The sequence below is a fragment of the Mucilaginibacter humi genome, assembly GCF_013087555.1.
The window spans coordinates 15872-29064 of record NZ_JABFCR010000033.1 but is presented as its reverse complement, the minus strand read 5'-3'; the positions used below and the strand labels follow the sequence as shown (position 1 = coordinate 29064).

Annotated in this window: 15 protein-coding genes and 3 pseudogenes; 14 read left to right on the top strand and 4 right to left on the bottom strand. The window is 44.6% G+C overall.

Translation table 11 applies throughout. The features are described 5' to 3' along the window. The 5 genes and pseudogenes from HK413_RS08245 to cdaA form a co-directional block, all read left to right on the top strand. Nucleotides 1–600, top strand: a pseudogene (locus HK413_RS08245) (polyprenyl synthetase family protein); the annotation flags it as partial. Next, nucleotides 600–1652 (top strand): TerC/Alx family metal homeostasis membrane protein, encoded by a 1053-nt coding sequence (locus HK413_RS08240; RefSeq protein ID WP_175269838.1) that lies wholly within the window; start codon nucleotides 600–602, stop codon nucleotides 1650–1652. The pseudogene HK413_RS08245 and the gene HK413_RS08240, both read left to right, overlap by 1 nt. A gap of 8 nt (nucleotides 1653–1660) precedes the next feature. Then, nucleotides 1661–1921 (top strand): globin domain-containing protein, encoded by a 261-nt coding sequence (locus tag HK413_RS15165; protein WP_217452172.1) that lies wholly within the window; start codon nucleotides 1661–1663, stop codon nucleotides 1919–1921. A gap of 23 nt (nucleotides 1922–1944) precedes the next feature. After that, nucleotides 1945–2142: a globin family protein gene (locus tag HK413_RS15160; protein WP_217452171.1), complete on the top strand. Its 198-nt coding sequence runs from the start codon at nucleotides 1945–1947 to the stop codon at nucleotides 2140–2142. Between the two features lie 88 nt (nucleotides 2143–2230). Next, entirely contained in the window at nucleotides 2231–3028 is a 798-nt protein-coding gene (gene cdaA, locus HK413_RS08230) for a diadenylate cyclase CdaA (RefSeq protein ID WP_175269837.1), read from the top strand. Here the strand turns inward: cdaA and HK413_RS08225 are convergent. Continuing rightward, nucleotides 3021–3497 (bottom strand): hypothetical protein, encoded by a 477-nt coding sequence (locus HK413_RS08225; RefSeq protein WP_175269836.1) that lies wholly within the window; start codon nucleotides 3495–3497, stop codon nucleotides 3021–3023. The two genes, cdaA and HK413_RS08225, sit on opposite strands and share 8 nt — an antisense overlap. A 172-nt stretch (nucleotides 3498–3669) precedes the next feature. Between HK413_RS08225 and HK413_RS08220 the strand changes: the two genes are divergently transcribed. From HK413_RS08220 to HK413_RS15155, 9 genes and pseudogenes are all read left to right on the top strand, one after another. Continuing rightward, nucleotides 3670–3957, top strand: a complete 288-nt coding sequence (locus HK413_RS08220) for a hypothetical protein (RefSeq protein ID WP_175269835.1) — start codon at nucleotides 3670–3672, stop codon at nucleotides 3955–3957. Between the two features lie 187 nt (nucleotides 3958–4144). Then, nucleotides 4145–5526 (top strand): annotated as a pseudogene (locus HK413_RS08215) (TolC family protein). 69 nt (nucleotides 5527–5595) lie between these two features. Further along, nucleotides 5596–6429: an efflux RND transporter permease subunit gene (locus HK413_RS19685; RefSeq protein ID WP_262886841.1), complete on the top strand. Its 834-nt coding sequence runs from the start codon at nucleotides 5596–5598 to the stop codon at nucleotides 6427–6429. After that, nucleotides 6417–6560 (top strand): hypothetical protein, encoded by a 144-nt coding sequence (locus HK413_RS19680; RefSeq protein WP_262886840.1) that lies wholly within the window; start codon nucleotides 6417–6419, stop codon nucleotides 6558–6560. Before HK413_RS19685 ends, HK413_RS19680 begins: the two co-directional genes overlap by 13 nt. 8 nt (nucleotides 6561–6568) lie before the next feature. Next, the gene (locus HK413_RS19675) at nucleotides 6569–7222 is read left to right on the top strand and encodes an efflux RND transporter permease subunit (protein WP_262886839.1); all 654 of its coding nucleotides are present in this window, start codon (nucleotides 6569–6571) and stop codon (nucleotides 7220–7222) included. After that, nucleotides 7174–7647: an efflux RND transporter permease subunit gene (locus tag HK413_RS17430; RefSeq protein ID WP_246230063.1), complete on the top strand. Its 474-nt coding sequence runs from the start codon at nucleotides 7174–7176 to the stop codon at nucleotides 7645–7647. The genes HK413_RS19675 and HK413_RS17430 overlap by 49 nt, the downstream gene beginning before the upstream one ends. A gap of 7 nt (nucleotides 7648–7654) precedes the next feature. After that, nucleotides 7655–8770 carry an efflux RND transporter permease subunit gene (locus HK413_RS17425; protein ID WP_317169394.1) on the top strand — a complete coding sequence of 372 codons (1116 nt, stop codon included), beginning with the start codon at nucleotides 7655–7657 and terminating at the stop codon, nucleotides 8768–8770. A 4-nt stretch (nucleotides 8771–8774) separates the two neighbouring features. Further along, entirely contained in the window at nucleotides 8775–9521 is a 747-nt protein-coding gene (locus HK413_RS08200) for an efflux RND transporter periplasmic adaptor subunit (protein ID WP_217452169.1), read from the top strand. A gap of 26 nt (nucleotides 9522–9547) precedes the next feature. Further along, nucleotides 9548–9859, top strand: a complete 312-nt coding sequence (locus HK413_RS15155; protein WP_217452168.1) for an efflux RND transporter periplasmic adaptor subunit — start codon at nucleotides 9548–9550, stop codon at nucleotides 9857–9859. A 148-nt stretch (nucleotides 9860–10007) separates the two neighbouring features. On the opposite strand, the gene HK413_RS08195 is transcribed toward HK413_RS15155, so the two are convergent. The 3 genes and pseudogenes from HK413_RS08195 to HK413_RS17420 all read right to left on the bottom strand — a co-directional run bounded on the left by HK413_RS08195 (nucleotide 10008) and on the right by HK413_RS17420 (nucleotide 13092). Continuing rightward, nucleotides 10008–10454, bottom strand: a complete 447-nt coding sequence (locus HK413_RS08195) for a hypothetical protein (protein WP_175269833.1) — start codon at nucleotides 10452–10454, stop codon at nucleotides 10008–10010. Nucleotides 10455–10842: 388 nt separating this feature from the next. Then, entirely contained in the window at nucleotides 10843–12249 is a 1407-nt protein-coding gene (locus HK413_RS08190) for a Gfo/Idh/MocA family oxidoreductase (RefSeq protein ID WP_175269832.1), read from the bottom strand. Continuing rightward, nucleotides 12239–13092 (bottom strand): annotated as a pseudogene (locus tag HK413_RS17420) (ThuA domain-containing protein). Before HK413_RS17420 ends, HK413_RS08190 begins: the two are co-directional and overlap by 11 nt. Between the last annotated feature and the right edge of the window lie 101 nt (nucleotides 13093–13193).

The window sequence follows — 13193 nt, the reverse complement described above, 5'->3', positions numbered from 1 at the left end:
GTTATCAAAAGGCTTATTGCTCTATTGATAACGGCGATTTTAAATTACTTAAGATCGTATCAGAAGCCGTAAAGTTACAGATTGAAAAAGTGCGCCGCATGGATATTGGCGAGCCTGTTTATTATGATGTTATCCGCCAAAAAACAGCATCGTTAATAGCCGCTTGCTGCGCCTGCGGCGCGGCATCAGCCGGGGCTGATGATGAAACTACAGAGAAAATGCGCCTGTTTGGCGAAAAGATAGGCATCGCTTTCCAGATCAAGGATGATATGTTTGATTTTGGCACGGATGATGTCGGTAAACCAGTAGGTATCGATATCAAAGAAAAAAGGTTACGCTGCCCCTTATTTACGCGTTAAATAACTGCGATGCTACGGAGAAAAAAGGATTATCAACTTGGTAAAGAACCATAATGACGAGCCGGAAAAAATTGCCGCCATCATTAAATTTGTTAATGTTACCGGGGGCTTGCAATATGCCGAAACCCAAATGAAGAAATACAGGGACGAAGCTTTTGAAATACTATATACCCTGCCTGACAGCGACTCGCGCCTTGGGTTAGAGCAATTGGTGACCTTTACGACAGAAAGAGACAAGTAATGAGTAGCGAACTTTTATTTATAGGCGGATTTTTAGTCTTCATTTTTTTAATGATGGCTATTGACCCAGGCTTATTTGGCAATTCAAACAAACCGGTAAGCTTGAAGCAGGCCGGGATTATGAGCGCCGTTTGGGTGTCTGTTGCGCTTGGCTTTTATGCGCTAATACTAAACTTTGGTCAACTGCTGCACCATATCGATAGCTTCGCCGCTTTAAAGGAGATCAATATAAAACACCTGCATAACCTTCAATTAAACTCTAATAACTTTGAAGGTGGTCTGGCCCTATATCGCAAAACCCCGGGCCTTGAGTTTATTACCGGTTATGTAGTTGAGTATGCCCTTTCGGTTGATAATATTTTTGTGATGGTATTGATATTTACCGCTTTTGGTGTTGATAAAAGATATTATCATAAGGTATTACTCTGGGGGATAATTGGCGCGGTGGTAATGCGTTTCCTATTCATATTTGTCGGGGCGGCGTTAATAGAAGAGTTTCATTGGATCCTGTACCTGTTTGGGGCGTTCCCCGGTTTATACAGGTATAACTATGTTTGTAAACCGCAACCAGAAGAGAAGATAGACCCCGAAAACCATACGGTTGTTAAGCTGGCTTCTAAATATTTTTCGGTACACCCGCAGTTTGAAGGCAGCAAATTCTTTGTTAAAATAGATAGGAAAAAGTTTATTACCCCTTTGTTCCCGGTGCTATTAATTATCGAGGTTACCGACCTTGTTTTCGCGGTCGATTCTATCCCAGCTATATTCTCGATCACAAAGGACCCTTATATCGTATTCTTTTCTAACATATTCGCCATTATGGGCCTGCGCTCTATGTTCTTCCTACTGGTTAATATTATCGATAAGTTCCACTACCTTAAAGTTGGGTTGGCTGCCTTGCTGGCTTTCATAGGCCTGAAAATGCTATTAGCTAATTACGTCGACCAGATAGGGTTGACTACGGGCCGGTCATTATTAATAATACTTGGCATTTTGGTAATCAGTGTAGTTGCATCGCTAATGTTCCCCAAGAACAAAGCAACGCATAAATAGCAATCAACATGGATGATAACAAAACCCGGTCTGTTCCCTCTTTATTTGAATGGGCAGGTGGTATGCCCATGTTTGAGCAGTTGTTTAACCTATTTTATGATAAGGTATTAGCTGATGATATTTTAGAGCCGGTATTTAAGCATATGTCGCCACAGCACCGGCTACACGTAGCACATTTTGTTGCCGAGGTTTTTGGTGGCCCGAAACTATATAGCGAAAGTGAAGGAAGCCATTTCCAAATGATCCAAAAACACCGGCTAAGCACTTAACCCAGCAGCACCGAAAACGCTGGATGGAGTTGTTATTAGAAACAGCCGATGAACTACAATTACCTGATGACCCTGAGTTCCGCTCTGCATTTATGGCTTACCCGGAATGGGGAACCCGCATTGCTGTACTTAATTCGAATTTAGATAATGTAGATGAAGACCCAAACATGCCCATGCCAAAATGGGATTGGGGCGTACCGGGCGGGCCATATATGGGGTAATTGAGGATAAATAACATCTGCATGTCAAAGAGATAAGCGATCTCAAATCTCCTGTCCCAAATCTCACATCTAAATATTAACTTCGTGAATGCACAGTTTAGATCTCAGCCTTTTTAAAATAACACCGCTTGGCGTTTTAGACATCCTGCTGGTAGCTTTTATAATATACCAGGCTTATAACCTGGTACGCGGCACCATAGCGGTAAATATCCTGTTGGGACTGGGTGTGATCTATGTGCTTTATTTTGTGGTGAGCAACTTGCATATGCCGGTGCTTACTAAAATATTGGGTTATTTTAAAGATGCTAGCTTAATTATCATTATTGTAGTTTTTCAGCAAGAGATAAGGCGCTTTTTACTGTTGGTGGGTAAGAATGCATCACTGCAGCGCAATAAAGCCTGGTGGCGCTATTTCTTCGGGAAAGTGCAGGATGAGAAAAACAACTATGCCCGTATTAAACCCATTATTGATGCCTGTAAGATATTAAAACAAACCCGCACCGGTGCGCTGATAGTTTTCGCTAAATATTACGACGAGCAATTTTACCAGAATAGCTGCGAAGTGATGGATGCTAAAATCTCTAAACGATTATTGGAAAGCATCTTCCAAAAAACCAGCCCGCTGCATGACGGCGCGGTAGTAATTGCTGAGAACAAAATTAAATCGGCCAGTTGTATTTTGCCGTTGACGGATAAGGTTGACCTGCCAGCTCAGTTTGGCTTGCGCCACCGGGCCGGCATTGGTGTTACCGAGGCTAACGAGGCCACAGCGATCATCATATCCGAAGAAACCGGCGAGATCAGCTACGCCAAACAGGGCAAAGTTAAAATGAACATCAGCTTCGCCGAATTGGAAAAACTATTGAATAAAGATTTTTCTATTTAACACTAAGGGCGAACTTCAACGCCATCCACAACCTTTTAGGCGATACTGTTGGATAATATACCCGTGGTTGCGTTTTCCCTACTATCGGCATTGTGTACGCTGTCCTGTCAGTTTGCACAATAGGCATACGCGGATCTGTATTTGCCGGTTTGGCAATAGGCATACGGTCTGGATTAATCGCAGCGGTAGTATTTAGTAATTGATTTACGCTAACATTTTCATACACGGTTACTGTAGATGGTTTATAATCAACTGTATCTGCTGTTAGTTTGGTCATTTTCCCAAACAATTCTGCATTGGGTTTTGATTTTAATAGTGTTAATTGATTGGGATTGCAGGTGCAAACATTGCCAGCCGGTTTATTTGTATTGGTAAGTAATGATTTTTGAAGAAGGGTGGTGCTTGTACGCTGTGCATTTACCACTATAGCGCCGCTTAGCATAACCAGGGTTGCAAATAATCTTTTCATAATGCATAAGGTATATACTAAGTTAATAACACAAAGTATTGTTCCCTAATTATTTAACATTTTTAACAATTGGCTAAGCTGATTTTAAAGCCATATTGCAATTTTTCCGTTACATTCTGGCATATAAATTATTTCTCGCCAACTTTAACCTATAAATACGTTTGTGTAAGCAATGTTAGCCTCAAAAGTTAAATTTCTGCTGTTTATTGCCATGCTTATGTTTGTGGCTAAACCATTTTTAGGTTTTAGCTTGCGCTGCCAACGCTATTTTAAGGCGCAGCAACCGTGTAGTCAAAACATACTGGTAAAATCATTTGCTAAGCGAAAGCTGGAGTTTAACGAAAACAGCGAGTACAACCCCGCCAAAATGAAAGCGAAACTGGCTAACCCCGGTTTGCCGGTGGTTACACTTTTGCTTTTGCCTTATGTGCAATATTGCCATTGGTACTGCGGCAAGTAAAAACTATTACCGGTAGCTTGCTGGCAGCAATAACTTACAGTCTTTGCCCGCCGCAACCACTATACCTGCTTAGTGGTAAGCTAACAATTTAATAATACTCTGCAATCTTCTTAATTATTGCATACGGCCCCACGGCTGATGTATGCGGTGTAATTCCATTTATAAAAATTAATTTAAACATTTAATAATGCACTATTTAAAGTACAAGTGCATGGCAGTGTTGTGCTTTTGCATGATGGCTGCTTATGCGCAGCAACCCACACCCCTAAGCTTAAAGGTGTTGCTAAATAATGTAAACCAAAAGGCACCCGCGCTGCTGGCCGACTCGGTAGCTGTAAACATTAAAATGGCCAAGGCCAATGAGGTACACAACAACTGGCTGCCAAACCTTAAACTAAATTACCAGGCCGATGTGGGTACTAACAATAACGTAGCCGGCGGCTATTTCGGGTTTGGTATTGTACCGTCAAATTCAAGCGGAGTGCGTGCCCAAACTAATACCAGCACCGCATTGGGTAACTTAGGTATTGCCGCGCTGGATTGGGAAGCCTATAACTTTGGGGCTTACGCGGCGCAAAATAAAGTAGCAGGCTCTGATGTATTAGTAGAGCAGAACCAGTTTCAACGCTCGCGCTACCAGTTGCAAACCTATACTATTGGCGGCTACTTACAGTTATTACGCCTGCAGGATTACCTAAGCATCCAATCGCGCAACATCCAGCGCAATCAACAAATCAGGCGGTCAATACAGTCGCTTGCCAAAAGCGGCCTGCGCCCCGGTGTTGACACCAGTATTGCCGAGGCAGAACTATCCAAAGCCCGACTTAATTACATAGAGCTGGATAACCAGTTAAAACAGGTGCAATTACAGCTATCTGCCATCAGCGGCTTGCCTTATCAAACCATAGTGCCCGATACTTTGGCTGGTGTAAAACTGCTTACTCAATCAAACAGTAACTTGTTGTTAACTGCCGATACGATCGATCATCCCTACATCAACTACTATAAAACTCTGCTGCAAAACAGCCGCGAACGCGAGGACCTGGTGAAGAAGCAGTACAACCCCAAAATACTGGTTGAAGCTGCTGCCCGGGGCCGCGGCTCAAGCATTGAGAGCGATAAGTTTGGTCCGTTAAGCAATGGCTGGGGTTTTGACAGGAATAATTACCTGGTGGGTGTTGGCGTATCATACAACCTGTTCGACCTGCGCCGCAGGCAACTGAAACTACGCACACAAAAAACGCTACCGACTATGCCGAAAAGAGGCTGGATGAACAGCGGACGGCGCTTGCATTAAGCATTAACCAGGCCGATGTAGAACTTAATACGGCAAAGCAGCGCTTACAGGAGATTCCCAATCAGCTAAAGGCCGCCAATGCGGGGTATCGTCAAAAGCTATCGCTTTATAAAAGCGGGCTTACAGATATCATTGAGCTAAATGCTGCCTTAAATATCCTTTACCGTGCCGAAACAGATTACGCGCAGGCAAAATATGCTTATACCAGCGCTCTGTTTCAAAAAGCTATTACGGGTAACAAGCTATCATCAATACTAAACCTCTTAAATTAATTAACTATGTCAATGGTCACATCCGCGCTTAAAAGGCCCATAACTGTGGTGGTAATTACCCTCAGCCTTATGATCTTTGCCGTGTTAAGCGCTATAAAAATACCTATAGATATTTTCCCCCAATTAAACCTGCCAACTATCTATGTTATTGAGTCGTACGGGGGTATGTCGCCCCAACAAATGGAGGGCTTCTTCTCTACGCGTCTGCAAGATCAATTCCTGTATGTTAACGGCATCAAAAACATCTCTACCAAAAACATACAGGGGCTAACCATGCTCAAAATAAGCTTTTACGAAAGTACCAACATGGCCGAAGCACAGGCACAAATTGCCCTGCAGGTTAACCGGGCCATGAAGTTTTTTCCGCCCGGGGCGCTGCCGCCGCAGGTTATCAGATATGATGCTTCGTCATTGCCGGTAGGGCAGTTGGTTATGTCGGCACCGGGGCGTAGTTTGAAAGAAATTTACGATATGGCGGCAACCCGTATCAGGCCCATGTTCGCGTCAGTTCCCGGTCTGTCGGCACCGCCGCCGTTTGGCGCAAATTCAAGATCAATAACCGTAAATGCCGACCCCAATAAGTTAAGGAGTTATAACCTAACCCCCGACCAGGTGGTTGAGGCTTTAGCAAAATTTAACGCCATGTCGCCATCAGGCAACTTACGGATAGATAACACCATGTTTACCACTACGGTTAACTCGCTGGTTAAAAAGTCTGACGAGTTTGGCGACATCCCTATCAAAACCAAAAATGGCGTATCGGTATTGGTGAAAGATGTGGCTAGGGTGGCCGATGCGTCGGACATAACGGTTGATTATGCACTTATTAACGGCAAACGGTCGGTTTATATCCCCATTGTAAAAACTGCCGATGCCTCTACCGGTCGGTGGTGCAGGGTTTAAAGGCAAAGCTGCCCGAAATGCAAAGCCTGTTGCCTGATGATATTAAAGTATCGTATGAGTTTGATCAATCGGTATTTGTTATTAACGCGGTAAAAAGTTTAATGACCGAGGGGGCCTGGGGGCCTTATTAACCGGGCTTATGGTATTGCTTTTTCTGCGCGACTGGCGAAGCAGTTTAATTGTGGTGATCACCATCCCTGTATCAATTTTATTGGGGGTGATGTTGCTTGCCGCATTTGGGCAAACCATAAATATTATGACTTTAAGCGGCCTTGCTCTGGCTATAGGGATTTTGGTTGACCAGGCAACTGTAACCATAGAAAACATACACCAGCATCTTGAAATGGGCAAATCAAAACGCCTGGCTATTTATGATGCCTGCGAGGAAATATCTTTTCCGCTACTGCTGATATTGCTGTGTATCCCGGCGGTGTTCGCTCCGTCGTTTTTAATGACGGGTGTGCCTAAGGCTATGTTTTTGCCACTGTCGCTGTCTATTGGTTTAACTATGATCGTGTCTTACATATTAGCGCAAACCTTAGTGCCCATATTAAGCAACTGGATGATAAAAGCCGAGCGCTACCAGCACTATCATCATGACCAGATCCACGCCCATGCCGGTGAGGCATTAAATAAAAAGGAAGAAGAGCAGGTAAACCATCATTTAAAAGAAGAACAGGAGCACCCTGAGCAAAACGATTTTTTCGAAAGGGTAAAAATCCGCTTTATGGGCATCATCACCCGTTGGATGCCCAACAAAAATGGATCATCCCGGTGTACCTGGTGGCTGTAATTGTTTTAGCTGGTATAGGCTTCGTTATAATTGGTAAGGATATGATGCCGAAGCTGAACAACGGGCAATTCCTCATCCGCATAAAAGCACCCGATGGTACAAGGTTGGAACGTACCGAGGATAAGTTTAAACAGGTGTTGAATATTATTGATAAAACGGTTGATCATCATGTCGAGATCAGTTCGGGCTATGTGGGTATAATTCCCAGTAGTTATGGCAGCAGTAACCTTTACATTTTTAATACCGGTACGCACGAGGCGGTGCTGCAGGTTAAGCTTGACGAAAGTTATCATGTAAACATGGACGTGCTTAAAGATGCCCTGCGCAAAAACATTGCCTATGCCATGCCTGATCTTCGCATTACTTTTGAGCCTATTGACATGACCGAGAAGATAATGAGCCAGGGGCGCTGCCACACCAATTGAAATAAGGGTGGCGGGCAAAAATATGGCTGATATTGAAAGCTACGCCAATAAAGCTGTAGCAGGCCTTAAAAAGATAGATTACCTGCGCGACGTGCAGATAGTGCAGCCCTTAAAAATCCCGGTAATAGCGATAACCTTAGACAGGCAGAAGGTATCGCAGTTTGGCCTGAATGTTACTGACATTGCCCGCTCGGTTACGGCAAGTACCTCATCAAGCCGTTTTACCGAAAAAAATCAATGGCTTGACGAGGATAAGCAATATACTTACCAGGTGCAGGTGCAAATACCCGAATATACCATGAACACTATGGATGAGCTAAAGGAAATACCTTTGCTAAAGGGCCAAAGCACCCCAACCCTTGCAGATGTTGCCACTTTTAAAACAACCTATGCCCCCGGCGAATATGACCGTGTTGGGCCGCGCCGTTTTTTAACGGTAAGCGCCAATATTTACAAAAAGGACCTGGGCACTGCTACAATCGACGTGCAAAAAGTAATAAAGAGTTTAGGCACGCCACCCAAAGGTCTGGTTGCCGACCTGCGCGGGATGACAAGCCTGTTAACCGAAACCATGGGCAGCCTGCAAAGCGGTTTAGGCTTCGCGGTATTGGTGATCTTTTTGTTATTGGCTGCCAATTATCAATCATTTAAACTGTCATTAACCGTACTATCAACTGTTCCGGCGGTTATTTTGGGCTCATTAACCGCGTTGTTGTTAACCGGGTCTACCTTAAACCTGCAATCGTATATGGGTATGATCATGTCAACCGGGGTATCGGTTGCTAACGCGATATTGATAGTAACCAATGGCGAAAACTTAAGGCTTGAATTTAAGGACGCTACCCGCGCTGCAATTACCAGCGCTGCCATACGTTTAAGGCCGATACTAATGACCAGTTTTGCCATGATGGCCGGTATGATACCTATGGCATCGGGCCTGGGCGAGGCGGGCGAGCAATCGGCGCCGTTGGGCCGCGCGGTAATAGGCGGGCTGTTTGCCTCAACCCTTGCGGCGCTGTTTATACTGCCGCTGGTATTTGCCTGGGTGCAAGATAAAACCACTTACCAATCGCCATCATTAATGCCCGAAGAAATAACAACTATTAACCCCCAATCGATATAAAACCATGAAAACTAAATTGATAATATTAGCCGCGTTTACCTGCCTGCTTGCAGCCTGTGGTGGCAGCGAAAAGCCGGTGGACCTTACCGAGGCTAAACAAGCAGCCAATAAAAAATACGAAACAGGCAGCATTGCCGAAAAAGCGCTGTCAAGCTACGCCCGGTTGCCGGGACAGCTAAACCCTTTTAACCAGGTGAACCTGTTTCCGAAGGTAAACGGCTTTGTAAAACAGATATTTGTTGACCGTGGTACCGAAGTTAAAAAGGGCCAGTTGCTCATGACGCTGGAAGCGCCCGAAATGGAATCGCAATTGCAGGCGGCCATGTCGCGCTACTTACAGGCGCAGGAAACCGCTACAGCCAGCAAAGAAAAGTACAGCCGCCTTAAACAGGCCGCTGCGGAACCGGGCTCAGTTTCGCCGTTGGAACTGGATAACGCTATCTCAAAAATGAAGGCTGATAATGCCGTCGCTGAAGCCCAGCGGTCTAATGTTGCCTCGGTAAAAACCATACAGGGTTACCTGCGCATTTACGCGCCTTTTGATGGCACTATAGTAGAACGCAATGTATCCCCGGGAGCATTGGTGGCCCCCGGTAAAAATACCGATCAGCCAATGCTGGCGTTGCAGGATACCCGCAAATTGCGTCTTGAAGTAGCCATTCCGGAGGATTATGTAGACAAAGTGGACCTGAAACAAAAGGTAAATTTCACCTTTAATGCTATGCCGGGGTTGAGCATACCGCCGGGATAAGCCGTGCGGCAAATAGTTTAGGCGGTATGCGATCAGAAGCAGTGGAGATAGATGTAACCAATAACAATGGTGATCTGAAACCCGGCATGTATGCCGAAGTAAAGATCCCAATGCTATCGGGCGCGAAATCATTATTGGTTCCCAACGCGGCTATTGTCCGATCAACTGAGCGTCGTTATGTGATTAAAGTGGATGATGGTAAAGCCCGATTGGTAGATATTAAAGAAGGCCTTGTCGGCAAAGATTCAACCGAAATATTTGGTAATCTTAAAGCAGGAGATAAGATCATTACCAAGGCAGATGATGGTGTGAAAGATGGGGATACGGTAAAAGAATAAGATACTGCAAATAATACAATTTGTCATTCAGACCTAAGTGAGAAATCTTAAACGCCAGATTAGTATCAAGCGTTTAAGATTTTTTCCTCGTTTCGAAATGAAAATAGTTAATATGAGGGCTCTTACCGCATTCGGGATGGCAAGTTTATTAACTTTGCTCCTCAAATTTATCAGCCACGATCTGTATTTTACGCTTACCTATTTCTTCGGCTTCGAAAGTTAAGGTTACTTTATCATCAGCGCCTACAATTGTTATGGTAGCGTGTAATTCATTGCCATTACCGTTTGTTAACGTTCCTTTTAAAACTGTTTTGCCAACTTTATAAGGGGTAGCCCATTCGCAGGTTTTAGAGGTGATAGTGCCCGACATGATATTTGCTTCATTATCTCCCGGTACAATGTTTATCTCTTTGCTGCTGATAGTGACAACTGTCACTTCCTCTTTGGTGCGGTCCAAAGCACCTTCGGCGCTATACATAAAAGTTTTTGATGATTTTATGGTTACGGTTTTGTCGCATTGTCCGTACACGTAGTTGGCCCCGGCTACCATCATAAAGGTTAGCGCCAGTAATGTTCTTTTTAAATTTAATTTCATGATTTCCGTTGTTTGTGTCACAAAGGTATATTATAAATAGTATTATGCAATACATAGTACTAAATAAAATATCAATCTCGATATAAGATGTTGATAATGAGTATAATAAAATTATATAATGATATAACGAAATGTAAAGTGAAGGAGAAAGTAATTTAATTAGGTGCAATTACACAACAAACTACAAGGCGGGAGCCTTTTTCAAGTCAATTGTATGTTTAAACAAATACAATTTTTAATAAAAAGCTGATAGATAATTAATTAAGTCCGAAAAACTGTTTCATTTTGTTTCACGGGTTTTTCGCAAAATGCTAATAATCAATTTATTAAGTCAAAAACGTGTTTCACCTGTTTCATCTGTGTCACACACGCGTGAAACAACGCATTGTTAAATCCCTTTGATATAATTAGTTCCGTAAGGGAAACGTTGCGGCCTTGATAACCACTTGTTGGCTTCGGCGCTATTGGTAAAACGCTCGGCTTTCGGGTCCCAATGCAATTTGCCGGGCACTTTCATAGATATATGTGCAACCAGGCAAGCGCTGCACGACCGGTGTGCTACTTCAACCGGACTGATGGTTGGTTTCTTGCTCTCTATACAATCCAGCCAGTTGCCATGCTGCTCGTGGTCGTCGGCATATAAATGATGCTCGTTAGGGCCAATTACCGAGGTCAGTATCTTTGGATCGCTGGCCATAAACGCCGCGCCTTTGCTCGAGGTTGGGTCGCTGGCCGTAACCCCGCCTCCGTCGCGGGCAACGAAGATCCAGCCTTCGGTACCTTCAAATTTAATCCCGTTGGTGTTCTTGCTGTTGATGAGCATAGTAACGCCGTTGGCATATTTAGCGCGTACGTCAAAATCCGTGTGTACATCCCATAAACCTGTTTTAGGGAAGGTGGCATGTCCCTCAACTTCTATAGGACCGGTGTATTCGGTATCCATACCCCAATGGGCAATGTCAATATGGTGCACACCCCAGCCGGTTATCATGCCCGCGCCAAACTGCTCGCACCGCAGCCAGCCGCCGCGCGAACCAACATCGGTAGTAGAATGCGCCCTGTCTACCGTGTAATATACCCACGGGGTTGACCCTAACAGCATATCATAATTCAACCCTTCGGGTACAGGCATCTCCGCAGTATTACCACCAACAATATCCGCCGGCAGGCCAACATTAACCGTATGCAGTTTGCCTATGCGGCCATTACGCACAAGCTCACAGGCTTTCTTAAACTGCGGCCGGGGCTTATTCCCACGCTGCTGGCTGCCCAGCTGGAACGTAACCCCCGATTTGCTCACGGCATTACTCATGGCGCGCCCTTCTTCGATGGTTAATGACGTAGGCTTTTGCAGGTAGATATGTTTACCGGCGAGAGCAGCCTCAATAGCAGGCTGGGCATGCCAATGGTCGGGCGTGCTGATGATCACCGCGTCAACGTCCTTATTAGCCAGTAGCCCATGGTAATCGTCGTAGGTTTTAATGTCGATATAGCCGGTCTTGCCCATCTTTTTATCATACCACCCCTCAATAGTTTTCTTCCCGCTCAACAAACGCGGACGATCCACATCGGCCATAGCCATAATGCGGGCCTTGTCATATTTAAAGGTCTCCACCAGGTCATGCGTCATCGCTATACGTCCGCAACCTATTTGTCCAATGTTTATCTTATTACTCGGTGCACTCTTACCAAATACCGACGAGGGAACAATGGTAGGGATGCCGATAGCAGCAGTAGTTATCGCGGCAGTTTTAACAAAGTCGCGGCGGGTATAAGCGTTTTTGTTAGCGGTCATGTTGTTGAGATTTTGGTAGGGAGGTAAGTTTATAATTAATGGGCGTATCACGGTTATCGGCGTAAGCCTTTGTATAATCTAATCTAACGGATTGCGCGGCGACATATACTACGCCGCTTAAAATATGGGCCGAAAAATCAGGTCTGCTATAATACTCTTTATCATGGCCCGTGCAGGTTATCCAGATGTTGCCGCCATCAAATGTTTGATACCACTCGGCGGGCAAAAGCTTGCCAAACGAGCCATTATACTTTTTGATATTAAGCGAGTCGCGCGGGTTCAGCGTTGAAAGATCGCTTACCGCGGTAACCTTAATACCGGGGTAGTATTCCTTTAGGAAATAGCATTCATCGCCCAACGGCGGTTCAAAGGTTAAAGGTAAACCCTGAACTGTTGGGTGTGCAGGCTCAATAACTCTAACCGTAAACTTCTGATGCTGCGGATGCCGGCAAAAGTGCCGCCCAGCATTTGTTTGAACCAGGTCCAGTTACGCTCGGTACCTGTGGCCGAGTGCAGGCCGATAAATCCGCCACCGGCCTCGATATAATGCCGGAAAGCCAGTCGCTGTGCATCGGTATCAAATACATCGTTATTGGTACTGGTGAAGATCAGTAAGGTATATTGTTTCAGGTTTTGATCGGTATAAACCGCGGGATCATCAGACACATCAACCTTAAAACCATTTTCTCTGCCCAGTTTTTGAATACAGGCTACCGATGCTGCTATATTATCGTGAACATAACCTTTGCCGTTTTTGGTGTAAACCAACACTTTTATGCCTTTGAGCGGCACAGCAAACGCCCCGATAAAAAGTACAGACAACAGGAGTGCCGGGGCACTCATTTTTTTTAATATGCTTAAGCTCATTCGGTGAACTTTATAAATGGTTAATGCAATGTATTAAAAATGTATGACTGTTTATATAGAAACGTTGCTTGTCGCTT

Bases quoted from the DNA above. Each gene is read 5' to 3' on its own strand.
- HK413_RS08195 (WP_175269833.1), bottom strand. From the start codon at position 10,454: ATGAAATTAAATTTAAAAAGAACATTACTGGCGCTAACCTTTATGATG.
- cdaA (WP_175269837.1), top strand. From the start codon at position 2,231: ATGCACAGTTTAGATCTCAGCCTTTTTAAAATAACACCGCTTGGCGTT.
- HK413_RS19675 (WP_262886839.1), top strand. From the start codon at position 6,569: ATGGTATTGCTTTTTCTGCGCGACTGGCGAAGCAGTTTAATTGTGGTG.
- HK413_RS15155 (WP_217452168.1), top strand. From the start codon at position 9,548: ATGCGATCAGAAGCAGTGGAGATAGATGTAACCAATAACAATGGTGAT.
- HK413_RS08190 (WP_175269832.1), bottom strand. From the start codon at position 12,249: ATGACCGCTAACAAAAACGCTTATACCCGCCGCGACTTTGTTAAAACT.
- HK413_RS08200 (WP_217452169.1), top strand. From the start codon at position 8,775: ATGAAAACTAAATTGATAATATTAGCCGCGTTTACCTGCCTGCTTGCA.
- HK413_RS15165 (WP_217452172.1), top strand. From the start codon at position 1,661: ATGGATGATAACAAAACCCGGTCTGTTCCCTCTTTATTTGAATGGGCA.
- HK413_RS08220 (WP_175269835.1), top strand. From the start codon at position 3,670: ATGTTAGCCTCAAAAGTTAAATTTCTGCTGTTTATTGCCATGCTTATG.
- HK413_RS19685 (WP_262886841.1), top strand. From the start codon at position 5,596: ATGATCTTTGCCGTGTTAAGCGCTATAAAAATACCTATAGATATTTTC.
- HK413_RS08240 (WP_175269838.1), top strand. From the start codon at position 600: ATGAGTAGCGAACTTTTATTTATAGGCGGATTTTTAGTCTTCATTTTT.
- HK413_RS15160 (WP_217452171.1), top strand. From the start codon at position 1,945: ATGGAGTTGTTATTAGAAACAGCCGATGAACTACAATTACCTGATGAC.
- HK413_RS08225 (WP_175269836.1), bottom strand. From the start codon at position 3,497: ATGAAAAGATTATTTGCAACCCTGGTTATGCTAAGCGGCGCTATAGTG.